The sequence below is a fragment of the Streptomyces sp. NBRC 110028 genome, from assembly GCF_001417735.1.
Classification (GTDB): domain Bacteria; phylum Actinomycetota; class Actinomycetes; order Streptomycetales; family Streptomycetaceae; genus Streptomyces.
In genome coordinates this window covers 63,735-78,665 of record NZ_BBUZ01000036.1, presented here as the reverse complement: position 1 = coordinate 78,665, position 14,931 = coordinate 63,735, and the positions used below count along the sequence as shown (strand labels likewise).

Genomic DNA, 14,931 nt, shown 5'->3' with positions numbered 1-14,931 from the left:
GTCACCGGTCGACACCTCCCATCACGGGGTCGATGGACGCGACGGCGACGATGACGTCGGCGACCTGGCCGCCCTCGCACATGGCCGCCACGGCCTGGAGATTGGTGAACGACGGATCGCGGAAGTGGACGCGGTACGGGCGGGTGCCGCCGTCGCTGGCCATGTGCACGCCCAGTTCGCCCTTGGGCGACTCGACGGCCATGTACGTCTGTCCGGGCGGGACCCGGAATCCCTCGGTCACCAGCTTGAAGTGGTGGATCAGGGCCTCCATCGAGGTGCCCATGATGTTCTTGATGTGGTCGAGGGAGTTGCCGAGCCCGTCCGCTCCGAGCGCGAGCTGCGCGGGCCAGGCGATCTTCTTGTCCGCGACCATCACCGGTCCGGGCTCCAGCCGGTCCAGGCACTGTTCGACGATCCGCAGCGACTGGCGCATCTCCTCCAGCCGGATCAGGAAGCGCCCGTACGCGTCGCAGGTGTCGGCGGTCGGCACCTCGAAGTCGTAGCTCTCGTAGCCGCAGTACGGCTGCGCCTTGCGCAGATCGTGCGGCAGGCCGGTCGAGCGCAGTATCGGGCCGGTCACGCCGAGCGCCATGCAGCCCGCGAGGTCGAGGTAACCGACGTCCTGGAGACGGGCCTTGAAGATGGGGTTCCCGGTCGCGAGCTTGTCGTACTCGACCATGTTCTTGCGCATCGTCTTCAGGAACGCGCGGATCTGGTCGACCGCGCCGGGCGGCAGATCCTGGGCGAGGCCGCCGGGCCGGATGTACGCGTGGTTCATCCGCAGGCCGGTGATCAGCTCGTAGAGGTCCAGGATCAGCTCCCGGTCCCGGAATCCGTAGATCATGACGGTGGTCGCGCCCAGCTCCATGCCGCCGGTGGCGATGCACACCAGATGGGAGGAGAGCCGGTTCAGCTCCATCATCAGCACCCGGATGACGGTGGCGCGGTCCGGGATCTGGTCCTCGATGCCGAGCAGCTTCTCGACGCCCAGGCAGTACGCCGCCTCGTTGGAGAAGGGCGTCAGATAGTCCATGCGCGTCACGAACGTGGTGCCCTGCGTCCAGTTCCGGAATTCGAGGTTCTTCTCGATCCCGGTGTGCAGATAACCGATTCCGCAGCGGGCCTCGGTGACCGTCTCGCCGTCGATCTCCAGGATCAGCCGGAGCACCCCGTGGGTGGAGGGGTGCTGCGGACCCATGTTGACGATGATCCGCTCGTCGTCGGCCTTCGCCGCAGCGGCCACGACCTCGTCCCAGTCGCCGCCGGTGACGGTGTAGACGGTGCCCTCGGTGGTCTCGCGCGCGGAGGCGGCGGAGGCTGAGGGGTTCGCGTGGGTGGCAGACATCAGCTGTACGACCTCCGCTGGTCCGGAGCCGGGATCTGGGCGCCCTTGTACTCGACGGGGATGCCGCCGAGGGGGTAGTCCTTGCGCTGCGGGAAGCCCTGCCAGTCGTCCGGCATCATGATCCGCGTGAGCGCGGGGTGACCGTCGAAGACGATGCCGAAGAAGTCGTAGGTCTCCCGCTCGTGCCAGTCGTTGGTCGGATAGACGTCGACGATCGACGGGATGTGCGGATCGCTGTCCGGGGCGGTCACCTCCAGCCGGATCACCCGGTTATGGGTGATCGACCGCAGGTGGTAGACGGCGTGCAGCTCACGGCCCTTGTCGCCGGGGAAGTGAACGCCGCTGACGCCCGTGCACAGCTCGAAGCGGAGCGCCGGGTCGTCGCGCAGGGTCCGGGCGACCCGCGGCAGGTGCTCGCGGGCGATGTGGAAGGTCAGCTCGTCGCGGTCCACGACGGTCTTCTCGATCGCGTTCTCCGGGAGCAGCGACTGCTCCTCCAGCGCGCCCTCGAGTTCGTCGGCGACCTCGTCGAACCAGCCCCCGTACGGGCGGGTGGCCTGGCCCGGCAGCCGTACGGGGCGCACCAGACCGCCGTAGCCGGTGGTGTCGCCGCCGTTGTTGGCGCCGAACATGCCGCGCTGGACGCGGATGGCCTCGCCCTGGTCACCGCGGCGGCCGGGGAGGTTCTCGGCGTTCAGGTCCTTGTCGGGATTGACCCCGTTACCGTTCGCTGTCACCTCAGCAGCCCCTTCATCTCGATCGTCGGGAGCGCCTTCATCGCCGCTTCCTCCGCCTCACGGGCCGCGCGCTCGCGGTTCACGCCGAGCTTCTCCTCGCGGATCTTCTGGTGCAGTTTGAGGATCGCGTCCATGAGCATCTCGGGCCGCGGCGGGCAGCCGGGCAGGTAGATGTCCACGGGGACGATGTGATCGACGCCCTGCACGATCGCGTAGTTGTTGAACATGCCGCCGCTGGAGGCGCACACGCCCATCGAGATGACCCATTTCGGGTTCGGCATCTGGTCGTAGACCTGGCGCAGCACCGGGGCCATCTTCTGGCTGACCCGCCCGGCGACGATCATCAGATCGGCCTGCCGGGGCGAGCCGCGGAAGACCTCCATGCCGAAGCGGGCGAGGTCGTACCGTCCGGCGCCCGTGGTCATCATTTCGATGGCGCAGCAGGCCAGGCCGAAGGTGGCCGGGAAGACGGAGGACTTACGGGCCAGCCCGGCGGCCTGTTCGACGGTGGTCAGCAGGAACCCGCTCGGAAGTTTCTCTTCGATACCCATGCGCTGTTTCCCCTATCTCCTCTTGAGCCCCTTTAGTCCCACTCCAGGCCGCCGCGCCGCCACACGTAGGCGTAGGCGACGAAGACGGTGAGCACGAAGAGGAGCATCTCCACGAGCCCGAACAACCCCAGGGCGTCGAAGGTGACGGCCCAGGGGTAGAGGAAGACGATCTCGATGTCGAAGACGATGAAGAGCATCGCCGTCAGGTAGTACTTGATGGGGAAGCGCCCACCGCCGGCCGGATGTGGAGTCGGCTCGATCCCGCACTCGTAGGCCTCGAGCTTGGCCCGGTTGTAGCGCTTGGGGCCGATGATCGCGGCCATGAACACCGAGAAGATCGCAAAAGCTGCCCCGAGGGCTCCCAGTACGAGGATGGGCGCGTATGCGTTCACCGTCCTCGCTCCCTTCAGTCGACGATGACTGGCTGGCGGACCGCACGGACGTGCCGTCGCCCCACGAAGATCGTGCTCATGTGAGGCAGTTCACAAGCCCGTTTCGCCTGCATCTTATGCCCGTCGGTCTGTGATCTGCGACACGGGGTGCGCCAACGTCTTTGTGATCTCCACCACCTGACGAAGGATCATGAAGTCGGATGAGCGGTGATCTTGTACGTGAAGCATCCATTCAGTCACGAGAGGTGACAATCGAAGACGTCATCACAGGTGAGCGCGTTGCGCCCCTACCAAGATATGGTACATACATGCAAATTTGAGTGGGGCCGCGTCAGCTGGTATTAGGTCGCCATCCGCGCGAGTGACCCTCTCCCTGGGCCCCCTCGACTCGTCACCCGAGTCCGATCCGAGCACCCTGTGACCACCGCTTCGCGCCTCGGTTCACGAGCGTCACAAAATGGACACGAGTGAGTGAGGTATCCCACCTCGCGAAGAGTTGTGGATCTCGATTTGACGGGAACCCTTGGTATGCGGGCCGCATTGGTGATAGGCCGCCCGCCGTTACCGCTGGGCGCCAAATGCCATGCGTACGCACATGATCGAGGAAGTCGGACATGGCCCCGGCGCCCGCGATGAAGATCATTCAGCCTGGATTTTGGGCATGAACACGCCCAATGTGGCGCAGCCCACTTTTGTTGATCCGGGCCTTTGGGCCCTGGTACCCAGTGACCTATGTCCCCGATCGCACACATACCCAGCCACCGGAAGCCCCGCCGCGCCGCCGCTTCCACGCGTGCACTCCGCGCCGGGATGACCGGTGGCTTCCTCACCCTCGCGGTGGCCGGCGCCGCGGTGCCCGCCTCCGCCGCCGAGCCCGCCCACGAGGCGACGGTCGAAATGCCGACCGTCAGCGACACCCTGGCGAACACGGCCGCCCAGACGGCCGCCGCCACCCAGCAGGCGGCCTCCGGCTACGAGCTCCAGGCCCAGCAGGACCAGGCGGCCGCCCAGGCGAAGACCGCCGCCAAGAAGGCCAAGGCGGAGGCCGACAAGAAGAAGCGCGAGGCCGAGGCGCGCCGCGCCGCCGCCAAGAAGGCCGCCGAGGCCCGGGCCGAGAAGGCGTCCCGCTCCGCCGAGCGCGCCACCCTCTCCACCTCCTCGGCCACCACCTCCGTCTCGAACGCCACCGGCAACGCCGCCGCGGTGATCAGCTTCCTCAAGGCACAGCTGGGCAAGGCGTATGTGCTCGGTTCCAGCGGTCCGTCCTCCTACGACTGCTCCAGCCTGACCCAGGCGGCGTTCAAGCAGGTCGGCATCGACCTGCCGCGGGTCTCCCAGGACCAGTCCACCGTCGGCACCCAGGTGTCGCTGGACAGCCTCCAGCCGGGCGACCTGCTCTACTGGGGCAGCTCGGGCAGCGCGTACCACGTCGGCGTCTACATCGGTGGCGGCAAGTTCATCGGCGCCCAGAACCCCAGCACGGGCATCGTCGAGCGTCCGCTGGACTACGACCAGCCGACCGGGGCCGTCCGCGTCCTCTGAGCCTCTGAGTCGTAGCAGACAGACTCCTTTCGGCCATGGGGCCGCCGTTCCTCGCCGCTCATAGCGGAACGGCGGCCTCACGACTGTCTACGAGGCGTACACCTTCTCCACGAACTCGCCGATCTGGTTATCGGAGAGGTGATGGGCGAGGTCCGCTTCGCTGATCATCCCGACCAGCCGCTTGTTCTTGTCGATCACCGGCAGCCTGCGGATCCGGTGGTCCTCCATCTCCCGCAGCACCTCGGAGACGTCGGCGTCCGCGCTGATCCAGCGCGGCGTGCCCTTCGCGAGATCCCCCGCCGTCGTCCGGGACGGATCGCGGCCCTGGGACACACAGCCGACGACGATGTCGCGGTCGGTGAGAATGCCGCACAGCCGCTCCTGGCTGTCGCTGATGGGCAGGGCGCCCACGTCCAGATCGCGCATCAACTGCGCGGCGCGCTCCAGGTTCTCCGTCGCCGGGATCCACTGGGCCCCCGGGTGCATGATGTCTGCGGCCTTCGTCATGGCGTACCTCCTGAAAGGCCCACCGGCGGAAGAACCGGCCCGTGGGCCCGATCGATCCGGCGTCGCCGCGGCGGACACGCACGGCGCCCCCTCACTTCATTGTCACCACCGTCGGCGGGCCCGCGCGACCGCCCGGTGCCAGACTGAGAACTGTCGTCAGAGCACCACATGAGCCCCTTGCGCACGATCGTTGAAGGAGCAGCCATGCTCACCACCGATTTCGTCCCCGGCGCGCCCAACTGGCTGGATCTCGGCGCCCCCGACACCGAGGCGGCCCGGGCCTTCTACGGCGGACTGCTGGGCTGGGCCTTCGAGTCGGCCGGTCCCGAAGCGGGCGGATACGGCTTCTTCACCCACGGCCGCAAGACCGTCGCCGCCCTCGGCCCGCTCACCGACGCCGGGGCCCGGTCCGCCTGGACCCCGTACTTCCAGACCGTGGACGCCGACGCCACCGCGCGCTCCGTCGAGCAGGCGGGCGGCCATGTGCGCACCGCGCCGTTCGACGTCTTCGACGAGGGGCGGATGGGGCAGTTCACCGACCCCGGCGGGGCCCGGTTCGCGGTCTGGCAGCCCGGCAAGACCCTGGGCCTCGAGGTGGTCACCGAGCCCGGCTCGCTGTGCTGGACCGAGCTGCACTCCCCCGACCCGGCCGCTGCCCGCGCCTTCTACCGCACCGTCTTCGGCTGGGAGACCGAGGAGATGTCCTTCCCCGGCGGGTCCTACACCGTGCTGTCGACGGGCGGCGGCGGCAAGGACGGCACCTTCGGCGGCGTCGCGCAGCTCCAGGAGGGGCATTCGACGCCGCCGCAGTGGCTGCCGTACTTCGAAGTGACGGACTGCGACCGGGTCGTCGCGAAGGGTCAGGAGCTGGGCGGGTCGGTGCTGATGCCCGCCGTGACGTCGGAGGGCATCGGGCGGATGGCGTGGCTGACGGACGTGGCGGGCGCCCCGTTCGGCGTGATCGCCAGTACGAGCCCCGACGCCGCCTGAGGGCGGGGGCCCGTCAGGCGCGCGGTGCCACCTTCGTCAGGGCGTTGATGATGCGGTCCATGGCGTCGCCGCCCGTCGGGTCGGTCAGGTTGGCCAGCAGCTTCAGCGTGAAGCGCATCAGCATCGGATGCGTGAGCCCGCGCTCCGTCGCCAGCTTCATCACCTTCGGGTTGCCGATCAGCTTCACGAACGCGCGGCCCAGCGTGTAGTAGCCGCCGTACACGTCCTTGAGGACCTGCGGATAGCGCCGCAGGGCCATCTCCCGCTGGGCGGGCGTGGCACGGGACTGGGCCTGGACGATCACGTCCGCGGCGATCTGACCGGATTCCATCGCATAGGCGATGCCCTCGCCGTTGAACGGGTTGACCATGCCGCCCGCGTCACCGACCAGCAGCAGCCCACGGGTGTAGTGCGGCTGCCGGTTGAAGGCCATGGGGAGGGCCGCGCCGCGGATCGGACCGGTCATGTTGTCCGGGGTGTAGCCCCACTCCTCCGGCATGGACGCGCACCACGCCTTGAGGATCTCGCGCCAGTCCAGCTCCTTGAAGGAGGACGAGGTGTTGAGCACGCCGAGCCCGACGTTGCTCGTGCCGTCGCCCATGCCGAAGATCCAGCCGTAGCCGGGCAGCAGCCGGTCCTCCGCGCCGCGCCGGTCCCACAACTCCAGCCAGGATTCGAGGTAGTCGTCCTCGTGCCGGGGCGAGGTGAAGTACGTGCGCACCGCCACGCCCATCGGGCGGTCCTCGCGCCGGTGCAGGCCCATGGCGAGGGAGAGCCGGGTGGAGTTGCCGTCGGCGGCGACGACCAGCGGCGCGTGGAAGGTGACGGGCGTCTTCTCCTCGCCCAGCTTCGCCTCGACGCCGGTGATGCGGCCGGTGCGGTCGTCGACGATCGGGGCGCCCACGTTGCAGCGCTCGTACAGCCGCGCCCCGGCCTTCTGGGCCTGCCGGGCCAGCTGGTCGTCGAAGTCGTCGCGCTTACGCACCAGGCCGTAGTTGGGATAGGCGGCCAGGTCCGGCCAGTCCAGCTCCAGCCGTAGGCCGCCGGCCATGATCCGCAGGCCCCGGTTGCGCAGCCAGCCCGCCTCCTCGGAGATGTCGATGCCCATCGCGACGAGCTGCTTGGTCGCGCGCGGGGTCAGCCCGTCGCCGCACACCTTCTCGCGCGGGAACGCCGTCTTCTCCAGCAGCAGGACGTCGAGTCCCGACTTGGCCAGGTGGTACGCCGTAGTGGAACCGGCCGGTCCGGCGCCGACGACGATCACATCGGCGCTGCGCTCCGAGATCCCGGAGGATGCGCTCTCGGTGGCGCTCGCGGTGGGTGCGGTCTCGCTCACGCAGGGTCTCCCGTGGCCTGGGTAACAGCGTGCCGGTCGCGCCGGGCACTGGACGTGTGCAGTCTATGGGGGCGTGCTCGGGTGCCCGCGAAGGGCGGCCCCCCTGACCGTGACTCAGCCTGTGATACGGCCGCCTGCGGCCGCGCGGCCGCAGGCGTCAGGGGCGGGTGGCGCGGTGCAGGGCCACGATGCCGCCGGTGAGGTTGCGCCAGGCCGGGCGGGCCCAGCCCGCCTCGCGGAGCCGGGCGGCGAGCCGAGGCTGGTCGGGCCAGGCGCGGATGGACTCGGCCAGGTACACGTACGCGTCCGGGCTGCTGCTGACCGCCGTCGCGATCGGCGGCAGGGCGCGCATCAGGTACTCGGTGTAGACCGTGCGGAACGGGGCCCAGGTGGGGTGGCTGAACTCGCAGACGACCAGCCGCCCGCCCGGCCGGGTCACCCGCAGCATCTCGCGCAGCGCGCCGTCGGTGTCCTGCACGTTGCGCAGCCCGAAGGAGATCGTGACGGCGTCGAAGACCCCGTCGGCGAAGGGCAGCCGGGTCGCGTCGCCCGCGGTCAGCGGCAGCCGCGGGTGGCGGCGCTTGCCCTCGCGGAGCATGCCGAGCGAGAAGTCGCACGGCACCACGTACGCACCGGCCTCCGCGTACGGCAGGGAGGACGTGCCCGTACCGGCGGCGAGGTCGAGCACCCGGTCCCCGGGGCGGGCGGCGACGGCGCCGGCGACCTCCTTGCGCCACAGCCGGGCCTGGCCGAGCGACAGCACGTCGTTGGTCAGGTCGTAGTTGGCCGCCACGTCGTCGAACATGGCGGCGACTTCATGCGGCTGCTTGTCCAGGGATGCTCGGGTCACCCGCCCATTGTTCACCTCGTCCCGCACCGCCCCGTGCCAGGGGGTGTCTTGCCGATCAGGCCGGATCAGCGAGCGGCGTCTGGTGCGGTAGATCGCAACCCGCGTGAGGAGAGCGCAGGGGCGCTGCGTGCGACGAGCGCGGGGCCGCGAGGTGCCGTGCCGGGCGCCGGGAGCCCGGCATGATCGGCACGACACCCCCCAGGGTCAGCGGCGGCGGTGCACCAGGCGCCCGGCGAGCACGGTGACCAGGCAGGCCCCGTCCGCGCCGAAGACCGCCAGATCGGCGCGTCCGGCCTCGGTCAGCGCTGCCGGGCGCGGCCGGGCCCCGTCGAGGACGGCGATCTCGTTGCGCTCGGCGGCGGCGCGCAGCCCGGGGTCGGCGACGTGCTCCGCCAGGACCGCCGTCGCGCCCAGCCGCAGCAGGGCGTGGATCCGCTCCCGGGGGGTCGGCGCGTCCGGCACCGGCCCGTCGTGGACGAGGGCGGGGCCGAGGGTGCCGGGCCACTGCCGCACCCGGGCCCGCGGATGCGCGGCCCGCAGCTCCTCCAGCGGGCCGACGGCGGCGACGCGGCCGCCGTCGACCAGGACCGCGCCGTCGTGCAGGACCGGGCCCTCACCGAGGGTGCACCGGACCACCGGCGCGGTGTGGAGCGTGCGCATCAGGAGGCGTCGATCAGCTTCAGCTCGGGGTGGGCCGTGCCGGATTCGATCGCCGTCGAGGACAGGTGCGAGACGACGTGGTCGTCGACCGGGTCGTGTCCCGGGTCGTCGTGCACCACCAGGTGCTCGTACGTGGTCGCGCGCTGCGCGGGCACCCGCCCGGCCGTGCGGATGAGGTGGAGCAGCTCCATCCGGTTGGAGCGGTGGCGGGCGCCGGCCGAGGAGACCACGTTCTCCTCCAGCATCACCGAGCCGAGGTCGTCCGCCCCGTAGTGCAGCGAGAGCTGTCCGGCCTCCTTGCCGACGGTCAGCCAGGAGCCCTGGATGTGGGCCACGTTGTCGAGGAAGAGCCGGGCGATCGCGATCATCCGCAGGTATTCGAAGACGGTGGCCTGCGTCTGGCCCTTCAGATGGTTGTTCTCGGGCTGGTAGGTGTACGGGATGAAGGCGCGGAAGCCGCCCGTCCGGTCCTGTACGTCGCGGATCATGCGGAGGTGCTCGATCCGCTCCGCGTTGGTCTCACCGGTGCCCATGAGCATCGTGGAGGTGGACTCGACCCCGAGGTTGTGGGCGATCTCCATGATCTCCAGCCACCGCTCGCCGGACTCCTTCAGCGGGGCGATGGCCTTGCGCGGCCGCTCGGGCAGCAGCTCGGCGCCCGCGCCCGCGAACGAGTCCAGGCCCGCGGCGTGGATCCGGCGGATCGCCTCCTCCGCCGATACGCCCGAGATGCGCGCCATGTGCTCGACCTCGGAGGCGCCCAGCGAGTGGATCACCAGCTGGGGGAACGCCTCCTTGATGGCCGCGAAGTGCTTCTCGTAGTACTCGACGCCGTAGTCCGGGTGGTGGCCGCCCTGGAACATGATCTGGGTGCCGCCCAGTTCGACGGTCTCGGCGCAGCGCCGCAGGATGTCGTCGAGGTCGCGGGTCCAGCCCTTGGCGGTGTCCTTGGGCGCGGCGTAGAAGGCGCAGAACCGGCAGGCCGTCACGCACACGTTGGTGTAGTTGATGTTCCGCTCGATGATGTACGTCGCGATGTGCTCGGTGCCCGCGTAGCGACGGCGTCGTACGGCGTCGGCGGCGGCCCCCAGGGCGTGCAGCGGCGCGGACCGGTAGAGGTCCAGCGCCTCCTCCGGGGTGATGCGCCCCCCGGCGGCGGCGCGGTCGAGGACTGCCTGCAGCGTGGGGTGTGCGGTCACCGGGGCGTCCCTTTCGGAGTTCTACGGGCGGACCGACCCAGCGTACGCCCCCGCCCGTCAGCGCAAGCGGCGCAGGGTGCCGGTCGGATCGCCCGCCTGCCGGTCCTTCGCCCGGTACTTCAGCGTGCCGTCGGAGGCGAGGGTGTACTGCTCGTCCGTCGAGCTGTCGCTGCACCCCGCCTGGGACTCGTCCCCCCGGAAGCGGGCGTCGAGGTGCAGCTCCTTGGACGTGGCGGAGACCAGCTTCCAGGTGAAGTCGCAGCGCACCACCGACAGCTTCACCCGGCCGCTCGCGACCTGCTCACCGGTGGAGCCGCGCTGGAAGGTGATGGTCATGGTGCCGACGGGGATGCCGTTCCGGGAGGTCAGATCGCCCTGCCAGGTGCCGAGGAACGCCTTGGGCACGTCCGATCCGCCGGGCGGGGCCGACGCCCCCGGGGCGGCCGGGCCGGTCTGGGCACCGCCGTCGGCCGCCGGGTCGCCGCCCGAGCCCCCGGACATGTTCTGGACGAGGACCACGGCGGTCGTGGCGACCGCGAGCGCGCCCGCGACGGACAGCACCAGGGAACAACTGAGGCCCTTGGGGCGCTTCTTGCCGCCGAGGGCGGCGGAGAGCGCGAAGCCGCGACCGCCCTCGGGCGGCCGGCCGGGGGGCGGGGTCGCGGGGTCGCCGGTCCGATGGCCCGGCTGGTTCGCGTACGACGGGTCCGGCGGGCCGAACGCGCCCAGCACGGGTGCGGGCGGGGCGGGGGCGCCGGGCACGGGCGTGCCGGGTATGGGCGTGCCGGGTATGGGCGTTCCGGACGCGGGTGTTACGGGTACGGGCGTGCCGGACGCGGGCGTGGCGGCCACGGCGGACGGGCTCGCGGACGGCGGCGGAGCGACCGTGTCCGCCTCCAGGTCGAGCAGTTCGACCGCCTGGCGGCTCACCCGCTCGATCAGCGCCGCCGGCAGCCAGCCGGACCGTACGAGCCCCGAGGCGCCGTCCGACGGGGCCAGGCGGCCCGTGATCTGTTCGGGGGTGGGGCGGTCGGCCGGGTCCTTGGCCAGGCACGCGGCGACCAGGTCGCGCAGCTCTTCGGTCAGCTCCGGGCCGAGCCGCGGCTCCTCGTGGACCACCTTGTAGAGCAGCGAGGCCGAGCTGTCGCCCGGGAAGGGCTGCTCGCCGGTGGCCGCGTACGTCAGCACGGCGCCCAGCGAGAAGATGTCGGCCGGACCGCTCACGGGCAGGCCGAGGATCTGCTCGGGCGACATATAGCCGGGCGAGCCGATGGAGGCGCCGGTGGAGGTCAGGGAGACGGTGCCCTCGGTGGCCCGGGCGATACCGAAGTCGATCAGCCGTGGGCCGTCGAGGGCGAGCAGCACATTGGACGGCTTGACGTCGCGGTGGACCAGGCCCAGCCCGTGGACGGCTCCCAGCGCCTCCGCCAGCCCCGCGCCCAGGGCCCGTACCGAGGACTCGGGCAGCGGGCCCTCGTCGTTGACGGCCTGGCTGAGCGAAGGGCCCGCCACATACCCGGTGGCCACCCACGGAACACGCGCCTCCGGGTCGGCGTCGAGGACCGGGGCGGTCCAGGAGCCGCCGACCCGGCGCGCGGCGTCGACCTCGCGCCGGAAACGCGCGCGGAACTCCTCGTCGAGCGCGAAGTGCGCGTGCACCACCTTCACCGCGACCGTGCGCCCGCCCGCGCTGCGGCCCAGGTACACCACGCCCATGCCGCCGGAGCCGAGCCGTCCGAGCAGCCGGTACGCCCCGATGACCTGCGGGTCCTCCGCTCCCAGCGGCTGCATGTGCCTCCCCCATCGCCTGCGCCGGACCAGCTTAGGCCCTGCCCAGCGGATCTTCGCGGGGCCGCGACGCCCGGCACCGCACCTCGCTGCGCTGTCGGAGTCGTCCGAGTACGCCCAGCACGAGGACGATCCTCCGCCTTGCGATGCACGGCACCAGACGCCGCGGCCTGATCCACGAAGATCCGCCGGGCAGGACCTGGGCGGGCATGACAGCGGCGGCCCAGCCCGGTCGGCTAACCGTTCGCGGCGGGGGTGTCCAGCAGATCGACCCGGACGTCCGCCGGGAAGCCGGTCGTCGGGCCGGTCAGGCGGGCGAACTCGGCGATGCCCGCCAGCTGCTTCGCGCCCAGGGAGAAGTCGAGGGTGGTGAAGTAGCGCTCCAGCACCGCACCGTCCAGGTCCTCCCAGCGCGCGGCGTGCTCGGCGACCTTGCCCGCCTCCTCCAGGGACAGGTTCCGGGACTCCAGGAACGCCCGGTGCACCTCGCGCACGATCTCCGGCTCGCGCTCCAGGTATTCGCGGCGCGCGGCCCAGACCGCGAAGACGAAGGGCAGCCCGGTCCACTCCTTCCACATCTGCCCCAGGTCATGGACCTGGAGGCCCAGCTTCGGGGCGTGGTGGAGGTTGGCCCGCAGCGCGGCATCGCCGATCAGCACCCCCGCGTCGGCCTCCTGCATCATCAGGCTGAGGTCGGGCGGGCAGGTGTAGTAGTCCGGCTCGATCCCGTACCGCTCGGTGAGCAGCAGCTGGGCCAGGCGTACGGAGGTGCGCGAGGCCGAGCCAAGCGCGACGCGCGCCCCGTCCAGCCGCTCCAGCGGCACCTTGGAGACGATCACGCACGACATGACGGGCCCGTCACAGCCCACCGCGATGTCGGGCAGCGCCACCAGGTCGTCGGCGTTGCGCAGGTACTCGACGAGGCTGATCGGGCCGATGTCGAGACCGCCCTCGACCAGCAGGTCGTTGAGCGTGTCGGGGGAGGCCTTGGTCAGCTCGAAGTCGAGCAGCGAGCCGGTCCTGGCAAGACCCCAATACAGCGGTACGCAATTGAGGTACTGGATGTGGCCGACCCTCGGTCTGTCACGGCGGCCCAGGGAGCTGGGGATGACGCTTTCGGCGGCGTCCGGTGTACTCCGCGAGGGGGAACTCGGTGAATTGTCCACAACCGGAGGCTAGCGCCGCTCTTCGGGGAGAGCGGGGGCGGGGTGGCGCCCGTTTGGCCCGTCATTACCGGCCGACACGAGCTCGACCTGCAGTCCTATCCATCGCGCGCGCCCTGGAAACCCCTCGTTTCCGTGATCTTCGGCTCTTTCCTCGTGCACACAGAGCGTGCTAAGCTCACCGCAAGTTGCAGTTTGGTTTCCCTTGCAGTACAGAGCCTGCGGAGCATGTGACCGCGGGCTTTTGTAGTTTTCAGACTTCTTGCAGGTTCTGGAGCAGGGCAACCCTTTGGCCCAAGGAGGGCTTTATGGCTACCGGAACCGTCAAGTGGTTCAACGCCGAGAAGGGCTTCGGCTTCATCGCCCAGGACGGCGGCGGCCCCGATGTCTTCGTTCACTACTCCGCGATCAACGCGTCTGGCTTCCGCTCCCTGGAGGAGAACCAGGCCGTGACCTTCGACGTCACGCAGGGCCCGAAGGGCCCGCAGGCCGAGAACGTCAGCGCGGTCTGATCTAGCAGTACCCAAGGAGCCCTGCTCCCCCGCACCGGCGGGGAAGCGGGGCTCCTGCCTTTTCCGGAATGCTTTATTCACGGACCGTTCATTCTCTTTCGAAAGCGAAACCCCGCGCCTGACGCTGCGTAAGGCCGCCACGACGCACCGTCGACATCGCGCGCCCGGCCGGGCTACCGTTTCGACCATGGGGAGGACCAGGGGCCGGGGGCGGCGAACGGTCACCGTGCACCACGTACGAGCCGCGGTGCACGGCGCGCAGCGGCTCGGCGTCGACACCGCACCGCTGCTCCAGCGGGCCCGGATCCCGCCGCTGCTGCTCGGCGACGACCGCGCGCGCTTCTCCCCCGAGCAGTTCACCCGGCTGGTGCGCGCCCTGCACCGGGCCACCGGGGACGAGTTCCTGGGGCTCGGATCCGCGCGCAGCAGACCCGGCACGTTCGCCATGATGTGCTACGCCTCGCTCGGCTGCCCCGACCTCGGCACCGCCCTGGAGCGCGGCGCGCGCTTCTACCGGCTCTTCCCCGGCGGGCCGCACCTGACCCTGGAGCACGGCGGGGACGGGGAGGCGGTATTCGGCATTCACGGGCGGTTACGCACCCACCAGGAGAGCCAGATCGTCGCCGAGTGGCTGATGCTCATCTGGCACCGGTTCGCGGGCTGGCTGATCGGACGCCGCATCCCGCTGCTGTGGACCCGGTTCGCCCACCCGGCGCCCCCGCACGCGGACGAGTACGAGCAACTGTTCGACTGCACCCCGTACTTCGGCGGGGACCGCACGGCGGCCGGATTCGATCCCCGCTGGCTGTCCGCGCCCCTGATCCAGGACGAGGCGTCCCTCCAGGCGCTGCTGCGCCGCGCGCCCGCCGGGCTCCTCGGCCGCTCCGAGTACGGCACGACCGTCGCCCAGCAGGTGCGCCACACGCTCGCCGGGGGCCTGCGGACCGGTGGCGGGCCGGGCGGGCGCCGCCCCGGGCGGCTGCCGGACCTGCGGGAGGTCGCGGCCCGGCTCGCGGTCAGCCCCGCGACGCTGCGCCGGCGGCTGGACGAGGACGGCACCTCCTTCCAGCGGCTCAAGGACCAGGTGCGGCGGGACGCGGCGATCGGCGGCCTGCGCGCCACCGGTGAGCCGATCGAGGAGCTGGCGGTGCGGCTGGGCTTCTCCGAGGGCGCCGCGTTCCACCGGGCGTTCCGGCGCTGGACGGGGATGACACCGGGCGCCTACCGGCTGGCGTACGGGCACACCGGCGCACGAAATATGCCGGGTGAGACATAAGGCCAGCGAATCTGAGCGCTCCGGTCAGCAACAGACAATCCACACGTCTCTACGGTCCCCCACACACAGCACCGCAGCACCAT

At 70.7% G+C, this 14,931-nt stretch carries 15 protein-coding genes; 4 read left to right on the top strand and 11 right to left on the bottom strand.

Annotated elements, in window-relative coordinates:
* Position 1: 1 nt before the first annotated feature.
* Genes ASC60_RS28700 through ASC60_RS28685 form a run of 4 tightly spaced genes read right to left on the bottom strand, consistent with a single transcriptional unit; the run spans position 2 to position 3,025 of the window.
* Positions 2–1,345: an NADH-quinone oxidoreductase subunit D gene (locus tag ASC60_RS28700; protein ID WP_055555978.1), complete on the bottom strand. Its 1,344-nt coding sequence runs from the start codon at positions 1,343–1,345 to the stop codon at positions 2–4.
* Positions 1,345–2,082 (bottom strand): NADH-quinone oxidoreductase subunit C, encoded by a 738-nt coding sequence (locus ASC60_RS28695; protein WP_055555977.1) that lies wholly within the window; start codon positions 2,080–2,082, stop codon positions 1,345–1,347. Before ASC60_RS28695 ends, ASC60_RS28700 begins: the two co-directional genes overlap by 1 nt.
* Complete coding sequence (locus ASC60_RS28690; protein WP_055555975.1) at positions 2,079–2,633, bottom strand: NADH-quinone oxidoreductase subunit B family protein; 555 nt, start codon at positions 2,631–2,633, stop codon at positions 2,079–2,081. The genes ASC60_RS28695 and ASC60_RS28690 overlap by 4 nt, the downstream gene beginning before the upstream one ends.
* 32 nt (positions 2,634–2,665) lie before the next feature.
* Positions 2,666–3,025, bottom strand: a complete 360-nt coding sequence (locus ASC60_RS28685; RefSeq protein WP_055555973.1) for an NADH-quinone oxidoreductase subunit A — start codon at positions 3,023–3,025, stop codon at positions 2,666–2,668.
* Positions 3,026–3,757: 732 nt separating this feature from the next.
* On the opposite strand from ASC60_RS28685, the gene ASC60_RS28680 reads away from it, so the two are divergent.
* Positions 3,758–4,567 carry a C40 family peptidase gene (locus ASC60_RS28680; protein WP_055555971.1) on the top strand — a complete coding sequence of 270 codons (810 nt, stop codon included), beginning with the start codon at positions 3,758–3,760 and terminating at the stop codon, positions 4,565–4,567.
* 87 nt (positions 4,568–4,654) lie between these two features.
* On the opposite strand, the gene ASC60_RS28675 is transcribed toward ASC60_RS28680, so the two are convergent.
* Complete coding sequence (locus ASC60_RS28675) at positions 4,655–5,074, bottom strand: CBS domain-containing protein (protein ID WP_055555969.1); 420 nt, start codon at positions 5,072–5,074, stop codon at positions 4,655–4,657.
* A 204-nt stretch (positions 5,075–5,278) separates the two neighbouring features.
* On the opposite strand from ASC60_RS28675, the gene ASC60_RS28670 reads away from it, so the two are divergent.
* A complete protein-coding gene (locus ASC60_RS28670; RefSeq protein ID WP_055555967.1) occupies positions 5,279–6,064 on the top strand; it encodes a VOC family protein in 786 nt (261 codons plus the stop codon).
* 13 nt (positions 6,065–6,077) lie between these two features.
* Here ASC60_RS28670 and ASC60_RS28665 read toward each other — a convergent pair whose 3' ends face one another.
* The 6 genes from ASC60_RS28665 to ASC60_RS28640 all read right to left on the bottom strand — a co-directional run bounded on the left by ASC60_RS28665 (position 6,078) and on the right by ASC60_RS28640 (position 13,006).
* Positions 6,078–7,400, bottom strand: coding sequence for a geranylgeranyl reductase family protein (locus ASC60_RS28665; RefSeq protein WP_370592975.1), 1,323 nt, complete (start codon positions 7,398–7,400; stop codon positions 6,078–6,080).
* Between the two features lie 157 nt (positions 7,401–7,557).
* On the bottom strand, positions 7,558–8,250 hold the full coding sequence (locus ASC60_RS28660; RefSeq protein WP_055555964.1) for a demethylmenaquinone methyltransferase: 693 nt from the start codon (positions 8,248–8,250) through the stop codon (positions 7,558–7,560).
* Between the two features lie 204 nt (positions 8,251–8,454).
* A complete protein-coding gene (locus ASC60_RS28655) occupies positions 8,455–8,910 on the bottom strand; it encodes a hypothetical protein (RefSeq protein ID WP_055555963.1) in 456 nt (151 codons plus the stop codon).
* The gene (mqnC, locus tag ASC60_RS28650) at positions 8,910–10,109 is read right to left on the bottom strand and encodes a cyclic dehypoxanthinyl futalosine synthase (RefSeq protein WP_055555961.1); all 1,200 of its coding nucleotides are present in this window, start codon (positions 10,107–10,109) and stop codon (positions 8,910–8,912) included. Before mqnC ends, ASC60_RS28655 begins: the two co-directional genes overlap by 1 nt.
* Before the next feature lie 57 nt (positions 10,110–10,166).
* Positions 10,167–11,900: a serine/threonine-protein kinase gene (locus tag ASC60_RS28645; protein WP_055555959.1), complete on the bottom strand. Its 1,734-nt coding sequence runs from the start codon at positions 11,898–11,900 to the stop codon at positions 10,167–10,169.
* A 233-nt stretch (positions 11,901–12,133) separates the two neighbouring features.
* Positions 12,134–13,006, bottom strand: a complete 873-nt coding sequence (locus tag ASC60_RS28640; RefSeq protein ID WP_055556162.1) for a menaquinone biosynthetic enzyme MqnA/MqnD family protein — start codon at positions 13,004–13,006, stop codon at positions 12,134–12,136.
* A gap of 362 nt (positions 13,007–13,368) precedes the next feature.
* Between ASC60_RS28640 and ASC60_RS28635 the strand changes: the two genes are divergently transcribed.
* Together ASC60_RS28635 and ASC60_RS28630 are read left to right on the top strand one after the other, a co-directional pair.
* Complete coding sequence (locus ASC60_RS28635) at positions 13,369–13,572, top strand: cold-shock protein (RefSeq protein ID WP_009715975.1); 204 nt, start codon at positions 13,369–13,371, stop codon at positions 13,570–13,572.
* Between the two features lie 187 nt (positions 13,573–13,759).
* Positions 13,760–14,848: an AraC family transcriptional regulator gene (locus tag ASC60_RS28630; protein WP_055555958.1), complete on the top strand. Its 1,089-nt coding sequence runs from the start codon at positions 13,760–13,762 to the stop codon at positions 14,846–14,848.
* Positions 14,849–14,931 lie beyond the last annotated feature (83 nt).